General features: G+C 42.6%; 18 protein-coding genes. 8 read left to right on the forward strand and 10 right to left on the reverse strand.

All coding sequences use genetic code 11. The features are described from left to right. Nucleotides 1–29: 29 nt before the first annotated feature. Nucleotides 30–1,448, reverse strand: coding sequence for a 3-isopropylmalate dehydratase large subunit (gene leuC / locus M917_RS10670; RefSeq protein WP_021814855.1), 1,419 nt, complete (start codon nucleotides 1,446–1,448; stop codon nucleotides 30–32). Between the two features lie 332 nt (nucleotides 1,449–1,780). Here leuC and M917_RS10675 point away from each other — a divergent pair, with 332 nt between their 5' ends. Together M917_RS10675 and putP are read left to right on the forward strand one after the other, a co-directional pair. After that, complete coding sequence (locus tag M917_RS10675; RefSeq protein ID WP_021814856.1) at nucleotides 1,781–2,653, forward strand: LysR family transcriptional regulator; 873 nt, start codon at nucleotides 1,781–1,783, stop codon at nucleotides 2,651–2,653. A gap of 486 nt (nucleotides 2,654–3,139) precedes the next feature. Further along, nucleotides 3,140–4,639, forward strand: coding sequence for a sodium/proline symporter PutP (gene putP, locus M917_RS10680; RefSeq protein WP_021814857.1), 1,500 nt, complete (start codon nucleotides 3,140–3,142; stop codon nucleotides 4,637–4,639). A 311-nt stretch (nucleotides 4,640–4,950) separates the two neighbouring features. Here putP and M917_RS10685 read toward each other — a convergent pair whose 3' ends face one another. From M917_RS10685 to M917_RS10695, 3 genes are all read right to left on the reverse strand, one after another. Next, the gene (locus M917_RS10685; RefSeq protein WP_021814859.1) at nucleotides 4,951–6,393 is read right to left on the reverse strand and encodes an outer membrane protein transport protein; all 1,443 of its coding nucleotides are present in this window, start codon (nucleotides 6,391–6,393) and stop codon (nucleotides 4,951–4,953) included. Between the two features lie 370 nt (nucleotides 6,394–6,763). Further along, on the reverse strand, nucleotides 6,764–7,993 hold the full coding sequence (locus M917_RS10690; RefSeq protein WP_021814860.1) for an OmpP1/FadL family transporter: 1,230 nt from the start codon (nucleotides 7,991–7,993) through the stop codon (nucleotides 6,764–6,766). Between the two features lie 216 nt (nucleotides 7,994–8,209). After that, complete coding sequence (locus tag M917_RS10695; RefSeq protein ID WP_021814861.1) at nucleotides 8,210–8,470, reverse strand: SlyX family protein; 261 nt, start codon at nucleotides 8,468–8,470, stop codon at nucleotides 8,210–8,212. A 222-nt stretch (nucleotides 8,471–8,692) separates the two neighbouring features. Between M917_RS10695 and M917_RS10700 the strand changes: the two genes are divergently transcribed. From M917_RS10700 to M917_RS10725, 6 genes are all read left to right on the forward strand, one after another. Then, nucleotides 8,693–10,636 carry an ATP-binding cassette domain-containing protein gene (locus M917_RS10700; RefSeq protein WP_021814862.1) on the forward strand — a complete coding sequence of 648 codons (1,944 nt, stop codon included), beginning with the start codon at nucleotides 8,693–8,695 and terminating at the stop codon, nucleotides 10,634–10,636. Between the two features lie 493 nt (nucleotides 10,637–11,129). Continuing rightward, nucleotides 11,130–11,714, forward strand: coding sequence for a ubiquinol-cytochrome c reductase iron-sulfur subunit (gene petA / locus M917_RS10705; protein WP_021814863.1), 585 nt, complete (start codon nucleotides 11,130–11,132; stop codon nucleotides 11,712–11,714). 22 nt (nucleotides 11,715–11,736) lie between these two features. Continuing rightward, nucleotides 11,737–12,942 carry a cytochrome b gene (locus tag M917_RS10710; protein WP_200861766.1) on the forward strand — a complete coding sequence of 402 codons (1,206 nt, stop codon included), beginning with the start codon at nucleotides 11,737–11,739 and terminating at the stop codon, nucleotides 12,940–12,942. Further along, nucleotides 12,942–13,658 (forward strand): cytochrome c1, encoded by a 717-nt coding sequence (locus M917_RS10715; protein WP_021814865.1) that lies wholly within the window; start codon nucleotides 12,942–12,944, stop codon nucleotides 13,656–13,658. Before M917_RS10710 ends, M917_RS10715 begins: the two co-directional genes overlap by 1 nt. A 189-nt stretch (nucleotides 13,659–13,847) precedes the next feature. Continuing rightward, nucleotides 13,848–14,462 (forward strand): glutathione S-transferase N-terminal domain-containing protein, encoded by a 615-nt coding sequence (locus M917_RS10720; RefSeq protein WP_021814866.1) that lies wholly within the window; start codon nucleotides 13,848–13,850, stop codon nucleotides 14,460–14,462. Nucleotides 14,463–14,595: 133 nt separating this feature from the next. Continuing rightward, nucleotides 14,596–15,030 carry a ClpXP protease specificity-enhancing factor gene (locus M917_RS10725; protein ID WP_021814867.1) on the forward strand — a complete coding sequence of 145 codons (435 nt, stop codon included), beginning with the start codon at nucleotides 14,596–14,598 and terminating at the stop codon, nucleotides 15,028–15,030. An 87-nt stretch (nucleotides 15,031–15,117) separates the two neighbouring features. On the opposite strand, the gene dcd is transcribed toward M917_RS10725, so the two are convergent. The 6 genes from dcd to M917_RS10755 all read right to left on the reverse strand — a co-directional run bounded on the left by dcd (nucleotide 15,118) and on the right by M917_RS10755 (nucleotide 20,130). Beyond that, on the reverse strand, nucleotides 15,118–15,693 hold the full coding sequence (dcd, locus tag M917_RS10730; RefSeq protein WP_021814868.1) for a dCTP deaminase: 576 nt from the start codon (nucleotides 15,691–15,693) through the stop codon (nucleotides 15,118–15,120). Nucleotides 15,694–15,850: 157 nt separating this feature from the next. Next, on the reverse strand, nucleotides 15,851–16,273 hold the full coding sequence (locus M917_RS10735; protein WP_152513977.1) for a hypothetical protein: 423 nt from the start codon (nucleotides 16,271–16,273) through the stop codon (nucleotides 15,851–15,853). Between the two features lie 70 nt (nucleotides 16,274–16,343). Then, nucleotides 16,344–17,555 (reverse strand): iron-sulfur cluster carrier protein ApbC, encoded by a 1,212-nt coding sequence (gene apbC, locus M917_RS10740; RefSeq protein WP_021814870.1) that lies wholly within the window; start codon nucleotides 17,553–17,555, stop codon nucleotides 16,344–16,346. 316 nt (nucleotides 17,556–17,871) lie between these two features. Next, nucleotides 17,872–18,672: a 3-hydroxybutyrate dehydrogenase gene (locus tag M917_RS10745; RefSeq protein WP_021814871.1), complete on the reverse strand. Its 801-nt coding sequence runs from the start codon at nucleotides 18,670–18,672 to the stop codon at nucleotides 17,872–17,874. A gap of 54 nt (nucleotides 18,673–18,726) precedes the next feature. Then, nucleotides 18,727–19,356, reverse strand: coding sequence for a CoA transferase subunit B (locus M917_RS10750; protein ID WP_021814872.1), 630 nt, complete (start codon nucleotides 19,354–19,356; stop codon nucleotides 18,727–18,729). A 60-nt stretch (nucleotides 19,357–19,416) separates the two neighbouring features. Then, nucleotides 19,417–20,130: a CoA transferase subunit A gene (locus M917_RS10755; RefSeq protein ID WP_021814873.1), complete on the reverse strand. Its 714-nt coding sequence runs from the start codon at nucleotides 20,128–20,130 to the stop codon at nucleotides 19,417–19,419. Between the last annotated feature and the right edge of the window lie 316 nt (nucleotides 20,131–20,446).

Here is a 20,446-nt window from a genome sequence, read left to right on the forward strand (position 1 = left end):
AATGATATTTTTATTGATGCGTATCAGTCTTAAAATGTTCTTACATCTACAAAACGACCCGCCAGTGCTGCGGCAGCGGCCATCGCTGGACTGACCAAATGCGTACGACCACCATTGCCTTGACGACCTTCAAAGTTACGGTTAGAGGTAGAAGCGCAGTGCTCTTGCGGCTCAAGCTTATCGGCATTCATTGCCAAACACATTGAGCAACCTGGCTCACGCCATTCAAAACCAGCTTCGGTAAACAAGATATCCAAGCCTTCAGACTCTGCTTGCAATTTCACTTGTCCAGAACCTGCAACGACGATCGCTTCTTTGACATTGTCTGCAACTTTGCGGCCTTTGATGACGGCAGCGGCATCACGCAAATCTTCGATACGTGAGTTGGTACACGAACCAATAAATATACGATCAAGCTGGATATCGGTAATTTTTTGTCCAGCTTCTAGACCCATATAGGTATAAGCGCGCAACCAGCCTTCTTGTTGCGCTTCATCAATGGCTTGATCAGGTGTTGGAACTGATTGCGTGATATCGACGACCATCTCAGGTGAGGTTCCCCAAGATACTTGCGGTGCTATTTGGCTACCATCAATCTCAATCACCGTATCAAATACCGCATCATCATCTGAGTAGAGTGTGCGCCAGTAAGCTTCCGCTTTATCCCATTGTGATTCGTTTGGCGCATAAGGACGACCTTTGACATAATCTATCGTCGTATCATCGACGGCCACCATACCTACGCGCGCACCCGCTTCAATCGCCATATTACAGACGGTCATACGCCCTTCCATACTCATATCTTCAAACACTTGTCCTGCGAATTCAATCGCGTGGCCTGTTCCGCCAGCTGTACCGATTTTTGCAATGATAGCAAGTACCACGTCTTTCGAAGTCACCCCAGCACCAAGCTTACCTGTAACACGGATTTGCATATTTTTTGATTTCTTTTGAATCAAACACTGCGTCGCCAATACATGTTCAACTTCTGAAGTACCAATACCATGTGCCAAACAGCCAAGTGCCCCGTGCGTTGCCGTATGTGAATCACCACAAACGACCGTCATACCCGGCAATACCAAGCCTTGCTCGGGACCGACTACGTGTAAGATACCTTGACGTGCATCGTTGATGGTGAATTCGGCAATATCAAATTTGGTACAGTTATCATCCAATGTAACCACCTGCAAACGTGACACCTTGTCTTTAATACCAGGAACACCTTCTAGACGCTCTTTGGTCACTGTAGGCACATTATGATCTGGACTGGCGATATTAGCAGACAAGCGCCACGGCGCTCTATTGGCCAGCTCCAAGCCTTCAAATGCTTGCGGACTCGTCACTTCATGCAACAGATGGCGATCGATGTAAATCAGACTCGACCCATCATCACGCTTAGTGACTTCGTGAGCGCTCCAAAGTTTGTCATATAATGTTTGACCAGCCATGTTGCTATCCTTTATTAGAGTTACTAATTACTTAGTTTTTCGTTTGCCTACGTAGTGGTAAGCGAATCTTCTGTTTATATTTTATATAAATAAAGACATTATCTAATGGTGATTTGATATTTATCGCTGCTTTTGCCTATCGAAACAGGTTTTATGCGGCAAATTGCCAAGTAAATATAATAAATACCTCTCGATGTCTTGTGATTATAGCAGGCTAATCCTATAATAATAATTGATGATTTTTAACCAGACGCAAACTTTTATTTCTAATACGTTATGATTAGATCAGCCAACTTTTCTTTATACCTCGCTAAATCATTAAGGACATTCGTTTGAACACCACAAACTTAACGACATTCGTGACTGTCATGCACACTGGTAGTATCTCAGGCGCAGCAGAAAAGCTGTTTATTACTCAGCCTGCTGTCAGTAAGCGTATCAAAAATCTGGAAGATGAATTCAATATCACCTTATTTGACACAGTTGGACGAGGGATTGTCCCAACACAAGCTGCTAGTGAAATGCTGCCACATGCCAAGCGCTGGCTAGAAGATTATGAGAATTTCAAAATTAACCTGCAACATTCTCAGCACATTGTCTCCGGCAAATTGGTCATCGGCACCAGCCATCACATTGGCTTACACCATTTAGCACCTGTGCTTAAACACTTCATTCAAACCTATCCTGCCGTACAGTTAGAAGTGCATTTTGTCGATTCAGAAAAAGCGCACAAAGCGGTATTGGACGGTGATCTATCACTGGCCTTTGTTACGCTACCTCCTGTTTATGACAAGCGTTTGACCTATCATACGCTATGGTCAGATCCGTTATACTTTATGACAGGTACTCTGTCGCCCTTGGCGACCAAATCTAATGTGACCTTGGAGCAATTGGCACGATACCCTGCTATTTTACCGTCTGCCAATACTTTTACCAGCCAGATTACGTTGGCTGAATTTGCTAAGCATAACCTTAAACCTTATGCCACCATGAGTACCAATCCTCTTGAGTCTATTCGTATGTTGGTATCTGTCGGACTTGGTTGGTCTGTTTTACCACAAACCATGATTAGTCAAGATTTAGAACGCATTGACATGGCGGACAATATCGAATTGCAGCGATATTTAGGCGTGGTTATCAATCCAAAACTTACTCAATCTAATAGCGTTACCGCTTTGCTCGACTTACTTGCGCCTATTGAATAGAAATTTCTCAGAATATTTATAGTATCTAATGAGATTTTATTGAATTTAGCAAGCACACTGTTCGCATTTTTGACACTCATACGTTATAATACACTCGACGTTGTTTTATAACAAAAATTTACCACAAGGACACTGATAGTCATATATTGAATACTTTTAGTAAGATATGATGGTTAACAGTAGGTTTAATGGTTTCAAATGATTGATTATATATAAGTTGCTAATACTCATATATAAATAGCAGATGCGAGCAATAAACACCGAAAAATGGAATGCGACGTTCCTGTTGCTCTCTATCTCTATATGAGTGCTAGCCATAGAACGACATCAATCATATAAAACTCATAGCGAATACTGAACAAAGCCATTATGTCTCAATTAATGGCTTTTTTTGTCTTTAAATATTGTTTTAACGTCGCCTTTTAAGAATTAACTTTTATAGTTAAAAATAATTACAGCCAACTGTGTTGGTTAAGGACAATTTATATGAACGGAGTTTCTAGTGGCGTACTGATATCACTTGGTGCCTATTTTTTAGTGATGATTGGGATTGGGATTTATGCTTATTTTAAGCAAGCCAATGATACCGAAGGCTACCTGTTAGGGGGACGTAATTTAGGCCCCGCCGTCACTGCGCTTTCGGCAGGTGCTTCTGATATGTCAGGTTGGTTACTACTTGGTCTCCCAGGTTATATGTATGCTGATGGTGTGGTTAGTGTGTGGATTGCGCTTGGTTTGACACTTGGTGCATTTTTAAACTATATGATCGTGGCGCCGCGCCTTCGTGTTTATACTGAAGTTGCTGACAATGCCATTACCCTACCTGATTATTTCGCTAATCGTTTTGAAGACAAATCGCACATGCTGCGTGTTATCTCCGCAATAGTCATCATCCTATTCTTTACGGTTTATACTGCCGCAAGTCTCGTAGGCGGTGGTAAGCTTTTCGAAAGCTCACTAAATATGTCTTATAGTACAGGTCTTTGGGTAACAGCTGGTGTGGTCGTCGCTTATACGCTATTTGGTGGTTTCTTAGCGGTATCAATGACTGACTTTGTTCAGGGTATCATCATGCTATTTGCGATGGTAATTGTACCAGTCGTTGCCTTTACAGATCTTGGCGGTATATCAGCCACTACTGAGGCTGTAAGAAATATCGATCCAAGCTTACTAAATATCACTAGCGGCATGACTTTCATTGGTATTGTCTCATTAATGGCGTGGGGCTTAGGCTATTTTGGCCAGCCGCACATTATCGTTCGTTTTATGGCAATTCGCTCAGTAAAAGATGTTCCTACTGCCCGTAATATTGGTATGAGTTGGATGATTGTCAGTCTTATTGGTGCATTGATGACTGGTTTTGCTGGTCGCGCCTATGTACAAAAAACAGCCATGACTCTTGATGATCCTGAGACCATCTTTTTGGTATTCACTCAGTTCCTATTCCATCCATTGGTTTCAGGTTTCTTATTAGCCGCAATTTTGGCAGCAATCATGAGTACCATCTCATCGCAGCTATTGGTGGTATCAAGCTCACTAACCAAAGATGTTTATAAGTTGTTTTTTGATCAAGAAGCACCAGAAGCTCGCCAAGTATTGGTTGGTCGTATTTCAGTTGTGATCGTTGCTATCGTCGCTATTTTGCTGGCCTCTAATCCGGAGAGTTCGGTGTTAGACTTGGTTTCTAATGCTTGGGCAGGATTCGGTGCAGCGTTTGGTCCATTGGTTATCTTTAGTCTCACATGGCGCAATATGAACCGTAATGGTGCAGTTGCTGGCATGGTCGTAGGTGCCTTGACAGTTATCTTATGGATCTATGGTCCTTTTGAGATGAATGGTGTGGCACTAAATAGCTGGTTATACGCTATTGTTCCAGGCTTTATATTAAGCACTATTGCAATTTTTGCGGTTAGTATCATGACTGGTGGTCCAAGACCTTCAGTATCTGCGAAGTATAAAGAGATGGAACTGAATCTCAACAAATAAGTTAAGTTAGTACCTTTATCTTATCGCTACAAAAAAATCTCGCTATCATTAGCGAGATTTTTTATGGATGCCAGTTTATGCTAAGCGATAGTCGAAGCAGCTTAAGTTAGGACAATATGATTAATGTAAATATTACCAATATGCAGCAAGCGAGGAAAACCTACACCAGCAATACTGTAGCGACTTTAAAGTATGTCAACTATATATGTTTATTTTTAACACGTCATATCTACCAAAAAATCCCATAAAAAAGCGACCCATGAAGGATCGCTTTTTTACTTATTGGTCATAAATACTGAAAGATACAGGAATTATTTAGTATCTTGATAAGAAAGCTTCATACCTAGGATGAAACCATCATTGTCTTGAAAATCTCCAACAATTTTACCACTTGGTAATCGACCTTTAGCATCACCGAACCACAGGTATTTACCACCTGCTGATACTGCCCAGTTTTCGGTGAAGTTATATTTGGCACCAAGACCTGCACTATAATAACCATCAATAGGACCTAGTGAAGTGGTTGGATCACCTGCGCCACTGTCCCAACCAACTGTACCACTGACTGCCAATGCTGGTGCTAAACGTTTAGAAAGACCCAGCTCAACCTGCCACTGATCATCATCATAATCTACCAAGTTCAAACCGTCAGGACCATATATAGGATTCAGTTTACTAACTTCATTATACAATGGCGGGGTAATTTTAAAGTCGCCCCACGGCACCCAGCGTACTTTGGCTGTTGCTAATGTCGTCGGATTGATACCAGTCTGGAAATCAAGGTTGACAGATTTGGGGGTAGAAATCTCGTAATTACTAACTTGATTTGCTGCTGCTGCTGCCTGCTCAGGAGTAGCACCTTGTCCAATAGCTCTAATAGCTACTAGCGGATAAGTCTCAGCTATCTCTACATCATGATCAATCTCAGAACGATAGGTCAACGCTGCTTTTAATGCTATTTCAGGTTTGCTATAGGAAATACCTGCAATATAACCATAATCCATATCAGGGTTACTATTTGACGTGTAGCCAGTAGCAGGACCATACGCTAGACCACGTAACTTCACATCAGCTTGAATACGCTGCGCCACTGGACCACCATATACTTGGAACTCTTTATTAGCACCAAATTTCATACCAAGAAGCCCAGTTAGGTTTTGACTACGAACCTCTACATTGGTATTTTCGCCTGCGCTTCCAGCTTCGGCTTGTGCTATTGCACCTACCGTACTAAGATTTGTTATTTGCTGTACAATTCCAGCTCTTATTTCTGCATTAGGCTCTGCTGCAGCTTGGGCTCTTAATGCATTTATTGTAGGGCCAAGAGTTGCACCATTAAACTGACCATTGGTTAATTGCTGAATAGAAGAATTGAGGTCGCCTTTTGATACAAAATTGCTATCGCCAGTGTATTCAGCAGCAGCACCAAACGGCTCATCGTATAAGACACCAACGCTAAAGGTATCGTTAATATCTGTTTTTACACCATAACGAAAGAAATCATAAGCTTCAGCAATATCACCCGTCTCATTACCTTTAACATAGGTATTACTAGAAGGCACATTGTTAGCACTATCGTACCCACTAACATCAGCATCGATATAGGTATAAACAGCTTCAGCGTACGTACCGTCTTGCAAGAAGGCTGTGACATCTTGTCCTGAACGATCAAGACCAGCAGCATTAGTGACGCTAGCGACAGAAAGAGTAGCTATGGCTACTGCAAGGGTTTTTAAGTGAAAGGTAGTGCGCATTGTGTATCTCCAAACGTCCTCGTTGTTTAATCACTTCAATAATCAACATGTTGCATGACTGCTTACAACATTTAGATTACCAAAGCGGTGTCCTAAGTTGAATACTAATGACTTTTTGACACTAAAACAACAATTAAAACCCTTTATTTCTCAAATATGACTGAACAGTACACATAATATGTAAACAAGATACTGATACTTATTTTTCAAAACTCGTTGATTGCCTTAAATATATTTAGCAAATGAGAATAAACTTGAGTTTAACCTTGTGCAATATCAACTTTTCTTCATGAAAAATAAAAAAGCGACCCATTTAGGATCGCTTTTTTTAGTATTAATGATGAATAGCATCATATAGCTGTTCTGTAATTTACTGAGCTTGGTAAGAAACCTTCATCCCAAGGATAAAGCCATCGTTGTTTTCGAAATTACTAACCATGGCTTTAGTTGGGATTTGGCCTTTAGCATCGCCGAACCATAGGTATTTGCCACCAGCAGATACCGCCCAGTTTTCAGTGACGTTATATTTTGCGCCAAGACCAGCACTATAGTAGCCTTCGATAGGGCCTAACGATGTCACAGGATTACCTGCACCGCTATCCCAACCAACTGTACCACTAATAGCAAGTGCTGGTGCGACACGCTTAGCCAACCCTAGCTCTACTTGCCACTGGTCATCGTCATAACTAACTAGTGATAAGCCTTTATCATCCCTTGTCGATATTTTGCTAACATCATTATACAATGAAGGCACGATAGCAAAGTCACTCCAAGGTACCCAACGAACTTTTGCGGTGGCTAAGGTAGTCGGGTTAATACCTGTTTGAAAATCAAAGTTGACCGATTTAGGCGTAGTGATTTCAATGCTATCATTTCTCTGTGTTGAAAGGCCTAATGCAGATTCGACAGGAGCTGGTATAGCGCCAGTACCTACAATAGGGTAGATTTCAGATGATTGTGCATTGTGTTCAATTTCTGAACGATATGTTAAGGCAGCTTTCAGCGCGATTTCAGGTTTACTATAAGCAACACCTGCGATGTAACCGTAATCTTGATCAGCACTTACATGTGTAGTATAACCGTTAGCAGCACTATAAGCCGTACCACGTAACTTTACATCTGCTTTTACGCGTTGAGCAACGGGGCCGCCATATACTTGGAAATTCTTATTTTCACCAATTTTTGCACCAAGAATACCAGTAATACTCTCCGTACGTACTTCTACATTGGTACCTTCACCATTTCTAGGTGAAGCAGGATTTTGATCTACAAAGTTATTATTACCATTATAATCAGCCGCCGCACCAAAAGGCTCGTCATATAAAACGCCAACACTAAAAGTATCGTTGATATCGGCTTTTACGCCATAACGGAAAAAGTCGTAAGACTCTGCGATATCATCGATCTTATTACCTGATGTATCTTTACCAGTCACATCGCCATCAATATAAGTGTAGACAGCTTCGGCATAGGTGCCATCTTGTAGGAATGCGGTGATATCTTGGCCTGAACGATCAAGGCCAGCAGCACTAGCAACGCTAGTAATAGAAAAAGCAGCAATAGCTACCGTGAGCGTTTTTAACTGAAAGGTTACGCGCATTATGTATCTCCAAACATCCACATTGTTTCGCTGCTAAACTTATTTTCGCCCAGTAAGCAGCTTCCGAGGTGGACGATATTAAAGATTTTCAAACTGTAAAACAACTGTAAAAACACATTATTTCTTTATTATGACCAAACAGTCATTAGATAGTAATTAATCTGATAATGTGAATATAGTTTTATTAACTTCAAGTGATTTTACTCATTTTTGATATTAGTAGTGTGGCGGTCTGTCTGACATCACATCAAATGGCGCAATACCCCCTTCTGTGTCTTGGCTCTCAACTTGTTTATAAATAAGTTGTAACTGTCTTTGCAGCGTTTGAATGTCTTTGTCTTGGCGTGCAATCACTTCATCGAGCCGCTCTACTGTCAGCTCCAAATGTGCCATGCTCATTTGCAGCTCAATCACCTGCTGCGTTTGCAATTCGGTTTGCTCGTTCGAAGCATTTTTTTGAAAGTTAGATTGGTTCATATATTTCTCTGAGTTAGGATAAATATAAAGCTAGCAAGATTCGTTAGTGAGATAGAGACGCAACCATGGCTTATGGCCTTATAGTAGCGATGAGTAATAAAAGCTATAATAATTAGTGCTGATAAAACCATTTACGCGCACTACAGTCGCGTGGTGGCATGTTATACTGCTGGCAATTTTGCAACAACCCCTACTCTCTATTATATAAGCTTAAGATATTCTATGGCACTGATACATTTAAAAGATATTCATTTAGCCTTTGGCGTCGCTCCAGTCCTCGATGGCATTGATTTTGCTATCAATGCAGGCGAGCGCGTGTGTTTAATCGGCCGCAATGGCGAAGGCAAATCCACCTTATTTAAACTGATTAATGGCTCATTGCAGCCTGACAGTGGCGAGATTATTACTAACAGCAGCGTGCGTGTTGCGATGTTAGAACAAGACGTTCCTGAAACGAGTGGACGTATCTTGGACATCGTTATGGGCGGCAGTCGCCGTACGGCTGACTTGCTAATTAACTACAATAAACAAGTTGATCTATGCGCAGATGGTGACATGGATGCTTGTGAACATATGGCCACGTTACAGCATGATATTGATGCGGTTCATGGCTGGGATTTAGAACGTGATGCCACGCGCCTGATCACTACAATGGGGCTAGATCCAGAAGATGACTTGTCCTCTTTATCAGGCGGACGTAAGCGCCGTGTGCTCCTCGCCAGATCTTTAGTCACCAAGCCTGATGTTTTACTATTGGATGAGCCAACCAACCATTTGGACGTTGAAAGCATCGAATGGTTAGAGCGTTTCTTGCTGGATTGGCAAGGATTGACATTATTGTTTGTCACCCATGATAGAGCATTCGTGAATAAACTATCGACTCGCATCATCGAGCTTGATCGTGGTCAATTGACCAGCTACGATGTGACACAAGGTGAAGGTGGCTATGCACGCTACCAAGAGCTAAAAGAATTACAATTATTGGCCGAAGAAAAAAACAATGCCAACTTTGATAAAAAACTGGCGCAAGAAGAAGTGTGGATTCGTCAAGGTATCAAAGCCCGTCGCACCCGTAACGAAGGACGCGTCCGCGAACTAAAAGCACTGCGTGAAGAGCGTAGTGGTCGCCGTGAACAAGTCGGCAATGTCAATATCACCATGGGTGAAGGCGAAAAAAGCGGTAAGCTGGTCTGTAAGGTTAAGAATCTACATCTGGAATATGATGGCAATGTATTGGTTGATAACTTTAGTACCATGATCATGCGCGGTGATAAAATTGGTATCGTTGGCCCTAACGGCGCTGGCAAAACCACACTTATCAAAGCCCTACTCGATATGTCTGATGATGAAGTAACCAAAACTGGTAGCGTTGAATTAGGCACCAACTTAAAAATTGCCTTCTTTGATCAGCTGCGTGACCAGTTAGACCTTGAAGCCAGTGTTGCGCAAAACGTTTCAGAAGGCTCAGACTTCGTCGAAGTTGGTGGTCGTAAAACGCATATCATGAGTTACTTGCAAGACTTCTTGTTTGCACCAGAGCGTGCGCGTACGCCCGTAAAAGCCTTATCAGGTGGTGAGCGTAACCGCGTCTTACTTGCCAAGCAATTATTGAAGCCTGCCAATATTCTCGTACTCGATGAGCCAACCAACGATTTGGATATGGCGACACTTGAGCTACTAGAAGAGTCTGTCAGCAGCTTTAACGGCACTATATTACTTATCAGTCATGATCGCTCATTTATGGACAATGTCGTCACGTCCACTTGGGTGTTTGATAAGGATGCAGAAGGTAAAGGTATCGTTAAAGAATATGTGGGTGGCTATCAAGAATATTTGGTCCAAAAAAATCGTGAAGAAGCTGCCCACGCTGCCAGAGCGCCAGCCAGTACAGGCACGAGCAATAAATCTGCGAGTAAACCAGCAGTTGGCGCCAAGCCTGAGAAATTGATCAAAAAGCTCAATTACAATGAGCAACGTGAGCTGGACAATTTACCAAAAGAAATCGCCGCGTTAGAATCAGAGCAAAGTCAGCTTGAAGCAAAGCTAGCGGATGGCTCATGGTTTAACACCGACGTTGATGCAGCCACTGCCGCTAGTGAGCGTCTGTTGACTATTGAAGAAGAAATGATGAGTAAGCTTGAACGCTGGAGTACGCTTGAGGGTTAGCACTAGCAACCAACTCATGACTTTTATAAAGGCACTCAATATTCTTTTTTAGATTCTGTCTTAATAATCTGTCGAAGATAATAAAATAATCACCACTTTATTATATAGAGTGGTGATTATTGGTTTATGACTCAGTTACATAGTAGTTAGGTACTGAAAGTTAGTGAACATTGCCGCAATTTCAAGTATCATTCGCTATTGCTAAATATCCTTATTAATTATAAGGTCATCACGTTTACAATTCTTACTCAAAAACGGATGTTAAACATTGATAATCCAGCTGTTTTGCTTTGGTTGTCATGTTCAACCTTATAATATGTCCTATAAAGGTTGCTTTATTTTTAACGCAATAATTTATTTTATCACCGAAATAGCTTAGAATAGCAACAATTAGCAAAATTAGGCACAGCTAAAGTGGCTTGATATTGTATATTTTCTAAGCCACAAACCCAGTGTGGGATAATCCCATTTCATTCACCTGGAGGAAGTATTAATGAGCCAAGCCGAAGGCGTTAATGTACAACGCCGTAGAGTTCTTATTGCCTCAACTGCCGCAATTGGTGCAGCTGGGGTAGCTGCTGTGGCAACACCTTTTGTCCGTTCTTGGTATCCAAGCGCCAAAGCCGAAGCTGCAGGAGCTGCAGTCACCCAAGATATTGGTTCTATCGAAGCAGGACAGATGATCGTCGTCAAATACCGCGGTAAACCTATCTTTGTCGTCAAACGCACAGAAGACATGCTAGCGACCTTAGAATCAGTAAAACCCTTATTGTCTGATCCTGATTCTAGCGCATCACTGCAACCTGAGTATTGCAAAAACCCACAACGCTCTATCACACCCGAAGTTTTGGTGGTTGAAGGCGTTTGTACACATTTAGGCTGTGCCCCAAACTACCGTCCCGATATAGGCGCAGCTGACTTGGGCGGCAACGATTGGTATGGTGGGTTTTTCTGCCCTTGTCATGGTTCTAAATATGATTTAGCAGGCCGTGTCTATAGTGGCGTTCCTGCACCGCTTAACTTACCTATTCCAGAATATGGCGTGGATGGTACCATCTTGACGGTTGGGGAGGCTTAATATGAGTATGGGTAAAAAGTTAATGCATTGGGTGGACGCGCGTTTTCCAGCGACCGAAACCTATGAATACCATATGTCAAAGTACTATGCACCAAAAAACTTTAATTTTTGGTACTTCTTTGGTGTGTTGTCGATGATTGTATTGGTCAACCAGTTGGTGACCGGTATATGGCTGACGATGATGTATAACCCAAGTGCCGAAGGGGCATTTGCGTCTGTTGAATATATCATGCGTGACGTGAAAGGTGGCTGGCTCATCCGTTATATGCACTCGACTGGCGCGTCTGCGTTCTTCGTTGTGGTATATCTACACATGTTTAGAGCATTGTTATACGGTTCATACCAGAAGCCGCGTGAGCTTATTTGGCTCATCGGTATGGGTATCTACTTAGCACTAATGGCAGAAGGCTTCTTTGGTTACCTATTACCTTGGGGTAACATGTCATTTTGGGGTGCTCAGGTTATTTTGAACCTTCCTGCTGCGCTGCCAGTTATTGGTGATGGCCTTGCTGAGTGGGTACGTGGTGATTATATCATCTCAGGTATCACGCTAAACCGCTTCTTTGCTCTACACGTGGTTGCTATTCCTTTAGTACTGGTAGGCTTAGTATTCATGCACATTGTGGCGCTGCATCATGTGGGTTCAAACAATCCTGATGGCATCGACATCAAAAAGCTAAAAGATAAAAACGGTATCCCATTAGACGGTATCGAATTCCATCCGTACTACACTGTGCATGACATGGTTGGTATTGTGGTATTCTTCATCTGCTTCTTTGCAGTGGTGTTCTTCTTCCCAGAAGGCGGCGGTTTCTTCCTTGAGCCACCAAACTTTGAGACAGCAAACTCATTGAAAACACCAGCACATATTGCACCAGTATGGTACTACACACCATTCTATGCCATCTTACGTGCCGTTCCAGATAAGCTAGGTGGCGTTATTGCGATGGGTGCGGCGATTGCTGTATTGTTCTTGATACCGTGGCTTGATAGATCGCCTGTACGCTCTATGCGTTATAAAGGCATCTTGTCTAAGATTGCACTAACTGTGTTTGCTATTAGCTTTGTTGTATTGGGCTATTTGGGTGCAACGCCTGCTACACCGACAGCGACAATTATGTCACGTGTATTCACGGTTTTATATTTCTTATTCTTCTTATTAATGCCGTTCTACACTGCTATTGAGAAGTGTAAACAGCCACCAGAACGCGTTACCGGAGGTCACTGATGAATATCCTAACAAAATCCTTAACAGGTTTAGGCTTAGGTGCAGCATTAACTCTGACTGCCGGTACAGCACTGGCAGCTGGTGGTAGCGGATGTGGTACATTCGTGAACGCTGATGGTGTAGAAGAACACTTAGCTTGTAGTACTGCCCCTATTGATTTTACCAATAAAGGCTCACTACAGAATGGTGCAAAAATCTTTATGAACTACTGTGCGGGTTGTCACTCAGCACAGTACGTTCGTCACTCGCGCATCGCTGAAGATTTAGAAATACCGCCTGAACTGGTCGAAAAATATCTAATGGTAACAACCGATCAAATCGGTGATCATATCAATGCTGAGATTGACCCTGAAGTACAAGCAGCTTGGTTTGGTGCGCCGCCTCCAGACTTATCATTAGAGACCAGACTGCGTGGCGATGACTGGGTTTATACTTATTTACTATCGTTCTACGAAGATCCAAGTCGTCCTTGGGGTGCTAATAACTTAGTACTACACAACGTGGCAATGCCTCATGTATTGCATAACATGCAAGAAGAATTGAGTGCAGAAGAGTTTGAAAGCGAAGTGGGTGATTTGGTCAACTTTATGGCGTGGATGGGCGAACCTGCACGCCATGACCGTCAAGTAATCGGTTTCTTTGTGATTTTATTCTTATTAGTATTACTGATTCCAGTTTACTTATTGAACAAAGAATTCTGGAAAGACGTAAAATAAGTAAGTGGTTAGCATATAAAATCGAATTATAATATTAGGCACTACTCCGGTAGTGCTTTTTTGCGCTCTGATATTAGGGCTAAGAATAAGACAAATAAGGCGCTCGCAAGCAATGTTTACGCACGTTCCCTTGATAAATAAGGCGACTTTGTTTACGATGACAGTCTTCACTATTAACATTAGGCTTTCATGATTGATGCGAATGACATTCCAAGTAGTCAGCTAATTTTATACGCTGATGACGGCTACGACAGTCATGTAGTGCGCCTATTACTTGAAGAAAAAAAGCTCGCTTATTATTTATCACGTTTGCACTCTGAGCGTCCTGAAGATTTGACTGAGCTAAACCCTTATCATAGTTTGCCGGTCTTACAACAGCGTGATATTGCGCTTTATGAGATTAACGTAATCTTTGAATATCTTGAAGAACGTTATCATACAAACAAGTTGCTGCCTGAAACACCGCAAGAGCGTGCGCAGTTTCGACAGTTGGCTTGGCGTATTCAGCGCGATTGGCTGTCACTCGGTAAACGCCTCCTGATGCATCCAGATAGCTTTAATAAAGGACAAGCGGCAATTGCTAAAAAACAGCTGAGTGATTCGTTAATTACTTTATCGCCATTGTTTGCTCACAAGTCATATTTCATGGCGGATGAGTTTGGCTGGTGTGATGTACTACTAGCTCCTTTATTATGGCGACTTGATGAAATGGGCATAGAACTACCACACGCGATCAGTCGCCCATTGTTTGACTATCAAACACGGGTTTTTGAGCGCGATAGTTTCCAAAAAAGCATCCGTTAATTAGACAAGTGCTTACCGTTACCTTAAAATAAATAACAATCAAAGAGTGACACATTTTGTATAGATTAATAACAACCTTAAGCCAATTTTTCATTAACCCTTATTTAATATTATCAGTATAGGAAACCAAAAAATGAGCGAAATGACCTCTATCAGCCCAACACGTCCCTATATGGTGCGCGCAATATATGAATGGATAGAAGACAATGCGCTCACACCGTACCTAATGGTCGATGCCACTGCTGAAAATCTACAGATTCCAACAGAACACGTACAAGATGGGCGTATTGTGCTAAATATTGCCAGCCGTGCAACGGGCAATATGAATATGGAAAACGAATATATCCACTTTAGCGCACGCTTTGGTGGGGTATCACAAGAAATTTGGGTGCCACTTACTGCGGTCATGGGCATTTATGCCAAAGAAAACTCGCAAGGTATGTTTTTTGACCCGAATGAGTACGAAAACTATCAACCTGAAGAGGATTCGGTGGCGCCTCCTAAACAAGCCAATGCCGCTCCTAAACCCAAACGTGATAACAAAGCAGGTTTGAAAGTTTTAAAATAAGAAATGTATAGCGTTAAAAAAGCCAGCCATATTTGATATGGCTGGCTTTCTTATTCTTCTAAATGAACTGGATTATTAAAACAAACCCTAAGTTCTTGGTAGCGTCACTCCGCGTTGGCCTTGGTATTTACCGCCGCGATCTTTGTAGCTGGTTTCACACACATCGTCAGCATCACTTTGGAAAAACAGCATCTGTGCCACCCCTTCTCCCGCATAAATACGCGCTGGCAGATTGGTGGTGTTGCTAAACTCTAAAGTGACATGTCCTTCCCACTCAGGCTCAAGCGGTGTGACGTTGACGATGATGCCACAGCGCGCATAAGTTGATTTGCCAAGGCAGATAGTCAATACGTCACGTGGAATACGGAAATACTCCATCGTACGTGCCAGCGCAAATGAATTGGGTGGAATAATACATTCGTCACCTATAATATCGATAAAGCTTTTTTCGTCAAAATTCTTAGGATCGACCACAACTGAATGGACGTTGGTAAAGACTTTAAATTCAGGGGCGCAGCGTACATCATAACCATAGCTTGAGGTGCCGTAGCTGACCAAACGCTCGCCAGCATCATTGAATCGTACTTGACCCGCTTCAAATGGCTCAATCATGCCATGCTCTTGGGCCATTTTACGAATCCAGCGGTCAGATTTGATAGACATTGTTATTCCTTAGCAAATATTTCACAGTGATGATTTTTCGATAGCGACGATTATACGGAATTGATGGGTTAATTTATAGAGGAGCAACAAGTTTAAAATCAATAATGCTATAAAGATAGCTATTAGCATTATAGTTGCAGCATTCTACCAAAGCGCTTTAAGAAACCACCTGTCCTTGGTAGCTAACGGTAGCATGTATTATTTTTCTTTTTGCCTGTCCTGAAGCAGCCCAGACCGCCTCTCTAATAACTTTGATCTCTAGCGCAGTCAAACCATCTACCAATTCTTCAGTCACATTAGCTGCTGCAAAAGCGTTCAATCCAAATGAATGTTTGGGAAATTTTAGGAGTAAATCAGCTATAGCCTGTACCGCCTTAAGAAAATCGGCAATCACCATACGACGATTACTAAAGTCAGCATTGAGCTGATGGCGCTTGCTACTACCATCTTTGTAGTAGCAAACGGCTATCAACTGATTATTTGACAGCTCAATCACATATATCGGCGGCCGGAATAACTGTAATACATTATATTTTTTTGGCACTTCTTTAAGATGCCTTTCATAAGTAGATAAACTCAAAATATTCTCTTTAAATAAGTACCAGTATTTCAGGCATAAAAATGCCGTTCTTAATCAAACTTTTTAAACATCAAAAAATACGCTTATCATCGACTGGTTTGGCAAATTTATTGATATTGGCTTCGATATTTTTGGCAATGCTTAGATAATACGTCGCAAACTCGTCATTAACTAAGACGCTTGGCTCGCCTTTATCCACTTGCGCACGGATACCGCTGGCGAGTGGGAGTTGTCCTAATAACGGGACGTGATACTGCTCAGCGATAAACTCACCGCCACCAGTACCAAAAATCGCTTCAGTATGCTGACAATTGCTACACGTATGCAGCGCCATGTTTTCGACCACACCCAATACTGGAATATTGGTTTTATTAAACATCTCGATGCCTTTTTGGGCGTCAAGTAACGCAACGTGCTGCGGCGTCGTGACAATCACAGCGCCCGTCACTGGAATACGCTGAGCCAATGTCAGCTGTATATCACCAGTTCCTGGTGGCATATCAATGACCAAATAGTCTAGCTGCGGCCAGTTGGTTTGATTATACAGCTGCATCAATGCCCCCGTCGCTTTAGGGCCACGCCACGCAACAGGTGTATTATCGCCATCGAGCAAACTGCCAATCGATAGCATCGCCATACCATGAGCGTTAACAGGGACGAACTGCTCATTCTCTAACTGGGGTTTGACATTATCTACACCTAGCATCGTTGGCATGCTCGGACCGTAAATATCCGCATCGAGTACGCCAACACGGTTACCAAGCTTTTGTAATGCCAAAGCAATATTGACGGTCGTGGTTGATTTACCGACACCGCCTTTGCCTGAAGCGACCACAATGATGTGACGAATGCGTGGATGTGCTGCCAATGACGCTTGTGTTGGTGCTGATTTAGTGATTGGCGGTTCGGCATCAGTGCTTGGAGGTGGTTGACTTTGACTGTCCATGGCATTGGTCGTCTTGGGGATTGGCTTTGGTAAGGTTGAGCCTGCGCCTTTCTCTGGTGCAGGCAAACGCACATTCATATGGATGGTTTTGATACCATGCGGCTGGAGCATCCGCCCAAGCTCCTGTTGGATGGTTTCAGGATTGCTATTTTGTGGCAAGCGCAAATCTAAGGTAAGCTGATCACCATCACGCTCAAGACCAGTAACCATGGTAACGATGCTGACGGTACCGACTTCATAGCCGAGCAGCACCTTATCCACGGCACTATCACGTTCTGCCCGCTGTTGCGGGGTTTCAGATGCTAAATTGGATTTTTTTTTCATGAAGTTAAACATAGCTGCCGTTACTACCTATATAGGTGGGTTGGTATGGTACATTCAATCCACTATAAAAGCGTTACCGCGTTAACCTCGCTTGACGTATTCAATATACATCTACACTCGGTTGCCTTGTAACACTTTCAAATTGAATTAACTATAGGACAAATCAATCTATACTGGGACAGACATGGTCAATAGTATAGCCGACAAGCCTGTTGTCCAAACCTGTTATCGTGACAGTGTAGCTCAATTGAAAGCATAAAAAAACCACAACGCCATTGGGTCTGACGTTATGGTTTGTACAAATGATACCTACTTAGTCATAAACCCGTTAATTCATAAACCAACCATGACTGGCAACGATAGATTGTCCAGTAAAAACATTGGTAGGAAATGCGGCTAAAAATAAGGCCAATTGCGCAATATCATCGACCGTCGTAAACTCTTTATCAACTGTATTCACGAGCATGATGTCGTTAACCACGGCTTCTTCACTGATGCCTTTTTCAGCCGCTTGTTGCGGAATTTGCTTTTCGACTAGAGGCGTTTTGACAAAGCCCGGACAAATCACATGGGCGCGCACGTTATGAGGAGCACCCTCCTTAGCCAGCACACGACATAACCCAAGCAAGCCATGTTTGGCCGTGACATAAGGCGCTTTGTACAAGGAGGCTTCATGCGAATGCACTGATCCCATATAGATCACTGTACCACCTCTATCCTCTTTATACATGTGCTGTACGGCCGCTTTGGTAGTCAAAAAAGCCCCATCCAAATGGATAGCCAGCATTTTCTTCCAATCATCGAACGCCATTTTATGGATCGGCTCAATGATTTGAATGCCTGCGTTAGAGACTAGAATATCAATACCACCAAAGGTATCGACCAATTTTTGTACGCCATTGTTGACAGCGCTTTCAGAAGTAACGTCCATAGCAAGAGCGAGTGCTTGACCACCGCTAGCTTCAATCGCATCAACGGTTTTCTGGGCGGCTTCAATGTTTATGTCTGCGATGCCCACAACAGCTCCTGCCTGAGCATAAGTTTCAGCGATATCCCGTCCGATACCACTTGCTGCGCCTGTAACTAACGCCACTTTACCTGTCAAATCCTGTTGCAATTGGGTCGCCATATATCTTCCTTAACAGTGGTCTAAAAGCAATCGTTTAAAAGTAATGATCTAAAATCATTGAGCGATATTCACGGGCGTTTTTTCTTGTAGTTCTTCAAAGCTAACACCATCTGCCAGTTCAACCAGCTTCAATCCATTGTCAGTGACATCCAGTACGGCAAGCTCAGTGATGATACGATCAACCACACCTTTACCTGTTAATGGCAGCTCACAATTGGCAAGGATTTTTGGCTCACCATGCTTATTGACTTGCTCCATCAATACGATCACGCGCTGAACGCCTGCCACAAGATCCATAGCACCGCCCATGCCTTTGACCATTTTTTTGGGAATCATCCAGTTGGCAAGATCGCCCTTCTCTGAGACTTCCATTGCGCCCAATATTGCCAGATTGACATGTCCACCACGAATCATCGCAAAGGATTCTGAGCTACTAAAATAACTGGCGCCCAGCTCTGCTGTTACCGTTTGCTTGCCCGCATTAATCAAGTCAGCATCGACGTTTTCTGCGGTTGGAAACTCACCTATGCCTAATAGGCCGTTTTCTGATTGTAGCCACACATCCACATTTTCAGGAATATAATTGGCCACGAGTGTTGGTAAGCCAATACCCAAATTGACATAATAGCCGTCTTGTAGCTCTTTTGCGGCACGCTGTGCCATCTGTTCTCTTGTCCATGCCATGATGATTTCCTTATTTTTCAATACTTTATATTATAAATTCAAAAACTTTCTACCACTGATTTAGAGGCTTTCAGGGACTTTAGTCGTGGTTTTTTCGATACGCTTTTCGGGGTTACTGTTCAAGACAATGCGCTGAACAAATATACCCGGTAAATGGATCTCATCAGGGTCAAGTGTGCCAGTCTCTACAATTTCCTCTACTTCGACAATAGTGATTTTTCCCGCCATCGCGCAGTCTGGATTGAAGTTACGCGCCGTCTTGTTGAATATTAAATTACCGGATTTATCAGCCTTTTGTGCTTTGATTAGTGCCACATCGGCACGTAATGAATGCTCAAGTACATAGGTCCGTCCATCAAAGTCACGTGTCTCTTTGCCTTCGGCGACCAGTGTACCCACGCCAGTTGCCGTATAAAACGCTGGAATACCAGCACCACCTGAGCGGAGTTTTTCGGCCAACGTTCCTTGCGGCGTCAACTCAACTTCTAACTCGCCTGCCAAGTATTGACGCTCAAACTCTTTGTTTTCGCCCACATAAGAAGAAATCATCTTTTTGATTTGACGCGTTTGTAGTAATAACCCTAAGCCAAATCCGTCGACACCCGCATTATTACTGATACAGGTGAGGTCTTTTACCCCGCTATCACGAAGCGCTTCAATTAATGCTTCTGGAATGCCGCACAAACCAAAACCACCAATAGCCAGCGTTTGACCATTACTAACCACATCTTTTAGCGCCGCTTCCGCACTGCTATATACTTTTGATTGACTCATGCTCATCTCCTTGCCCGTCTGTTTTTTGTTATTCAAGCGTATTCATTATCAGTGATACTCGCTTGTCTATGCTATTAGCCTGTCCATTATTTTTAATAATCCATATTAATACGTTCTTTATCGATATATCATATATAAAATACTTATGCTAACTTAACATATTATTTTTGTAGCGACTAGAGAATAACGTGTAGAACGTATAAGCCAGTGTAGCCGCTCAGCATAGGATAAATTACTACCATATCAATATAGCGTCAGGTTTAAAAATATACCCAATTGGCGTATTTTTATCCATATTATTGATCACTGTCTACTT

This window comes from Psychrobacter aquaticus CMS 56, from assembly GCF_000471625.1.
GTDB lineage: Bacteria > Pseudomonadota > Gammaproteobacteria > Pseudomonadales > Moraxellaceae > Psychrobacter > Psychrobacter aquaticus.

Coding starts and splice junctions, on each gene's coding strand:
- leuC (WP_021814855.1), bottom strand. CDS start 1,448: ATGGCTGGTCAAACATTATATGACAAACTTTGGAGCGCTCACGAAGTC.
- putP (WP_021814857.1), top strand. CDS start 3,140: ATGAACGGAGTTTCTAGTGGCGTACTGATATCACTTGGTGCCTATTTT.
- M917_RS10685 (WP_021814859.1), bottom strand. CDS start 6,393: ATGCGCACTACCTTTCACTTAAAAACCCTTGCAGTAGCCATAGCTACT.
- M917_RS10690 (WP_021814860.1), bottom strand. CDS start 7,993: ATGCGCGTAACCTTTCAGTTAAAAACGCTCACGGTAGCTATTGCTGCT.
- M917_RS10695 (WP_021814861.1), bottom strand. CDS start 8,470: ATGAACCAATCTAACTTTCAAAAAAATGCTTCGAACGAGCAAACCGAA.
- M917_RS10700 (WP_021814862.1), top strand. CDS start 8,693: ATGGCACTGATACATTTAAAAGATATTCATTTAGCCTTTGGCGTCGCT.
- petA (WP_021814863.1), top strand. CDS start 11,130: ATGAGCCAAGCCGAAGGCGTTAATGTACAACGCCGTAGAGTTCTTATT.
- M917_RS10710 (WP_200861766.1), top strand. CDS start 11,737: ATGCATTGGGTGGACGCGCGTTTTCCAGCGACCGAAACCTATGAATAC.
- M917_RS10715 (WP_021814865.1), top strand. CDS start 12,942: ATGAATATCCTAACAAAATCCTTAACAGGTTTAGGCTTAGGTGCAGCA.
- M917_RS10720 (WP_021814866.1), top strand. CDS start 13,848: ATGATTGATGCGAATGACATTCCAAGTAGTCAGCTAATTTTATACGCT.
- M917_RS10725 (WP_021814867.1), top strand. CDS start 14,596: ATGAGCGAAATGACCTCTATCAGCCCAACACGTCCCTATATGGTGCGC.
- dcd (WP_021814868.1), bottom strand. CDS start 15,693: ATGTCTATCAAATCTGACCGCTGGATTCGTAAAATGGCCCAAGAGCAT.
- apbC (WP_021814870.1), bottom strand. CDS start 17,555: ATGTTTAACTTCATGAAAAAAAAATCCAATTTAGCATCTGAAACCCCG.
- M917_RS10745 (WP_021814871.1), bottom strand. CDS start 18,672: ATGGCGACCCAATTGCAACAGGATTTGACAGGTAAAGTGGCGTTAGTT.
- M917_RS10750 (WP_021814872.1), bottom strand. CDS start 19,356: ATGGCATGGACAAGAGAACAGATGGCACAGCGTGCCGCAAAAGAGCTA.
- M917_RS10755 (WP_021814873.1), bottom strand. CDS start 20,130: ATGAGTCAATCAAAAGTATATAGCAGTGCGGAAGCGGCGCTAAAAGAT.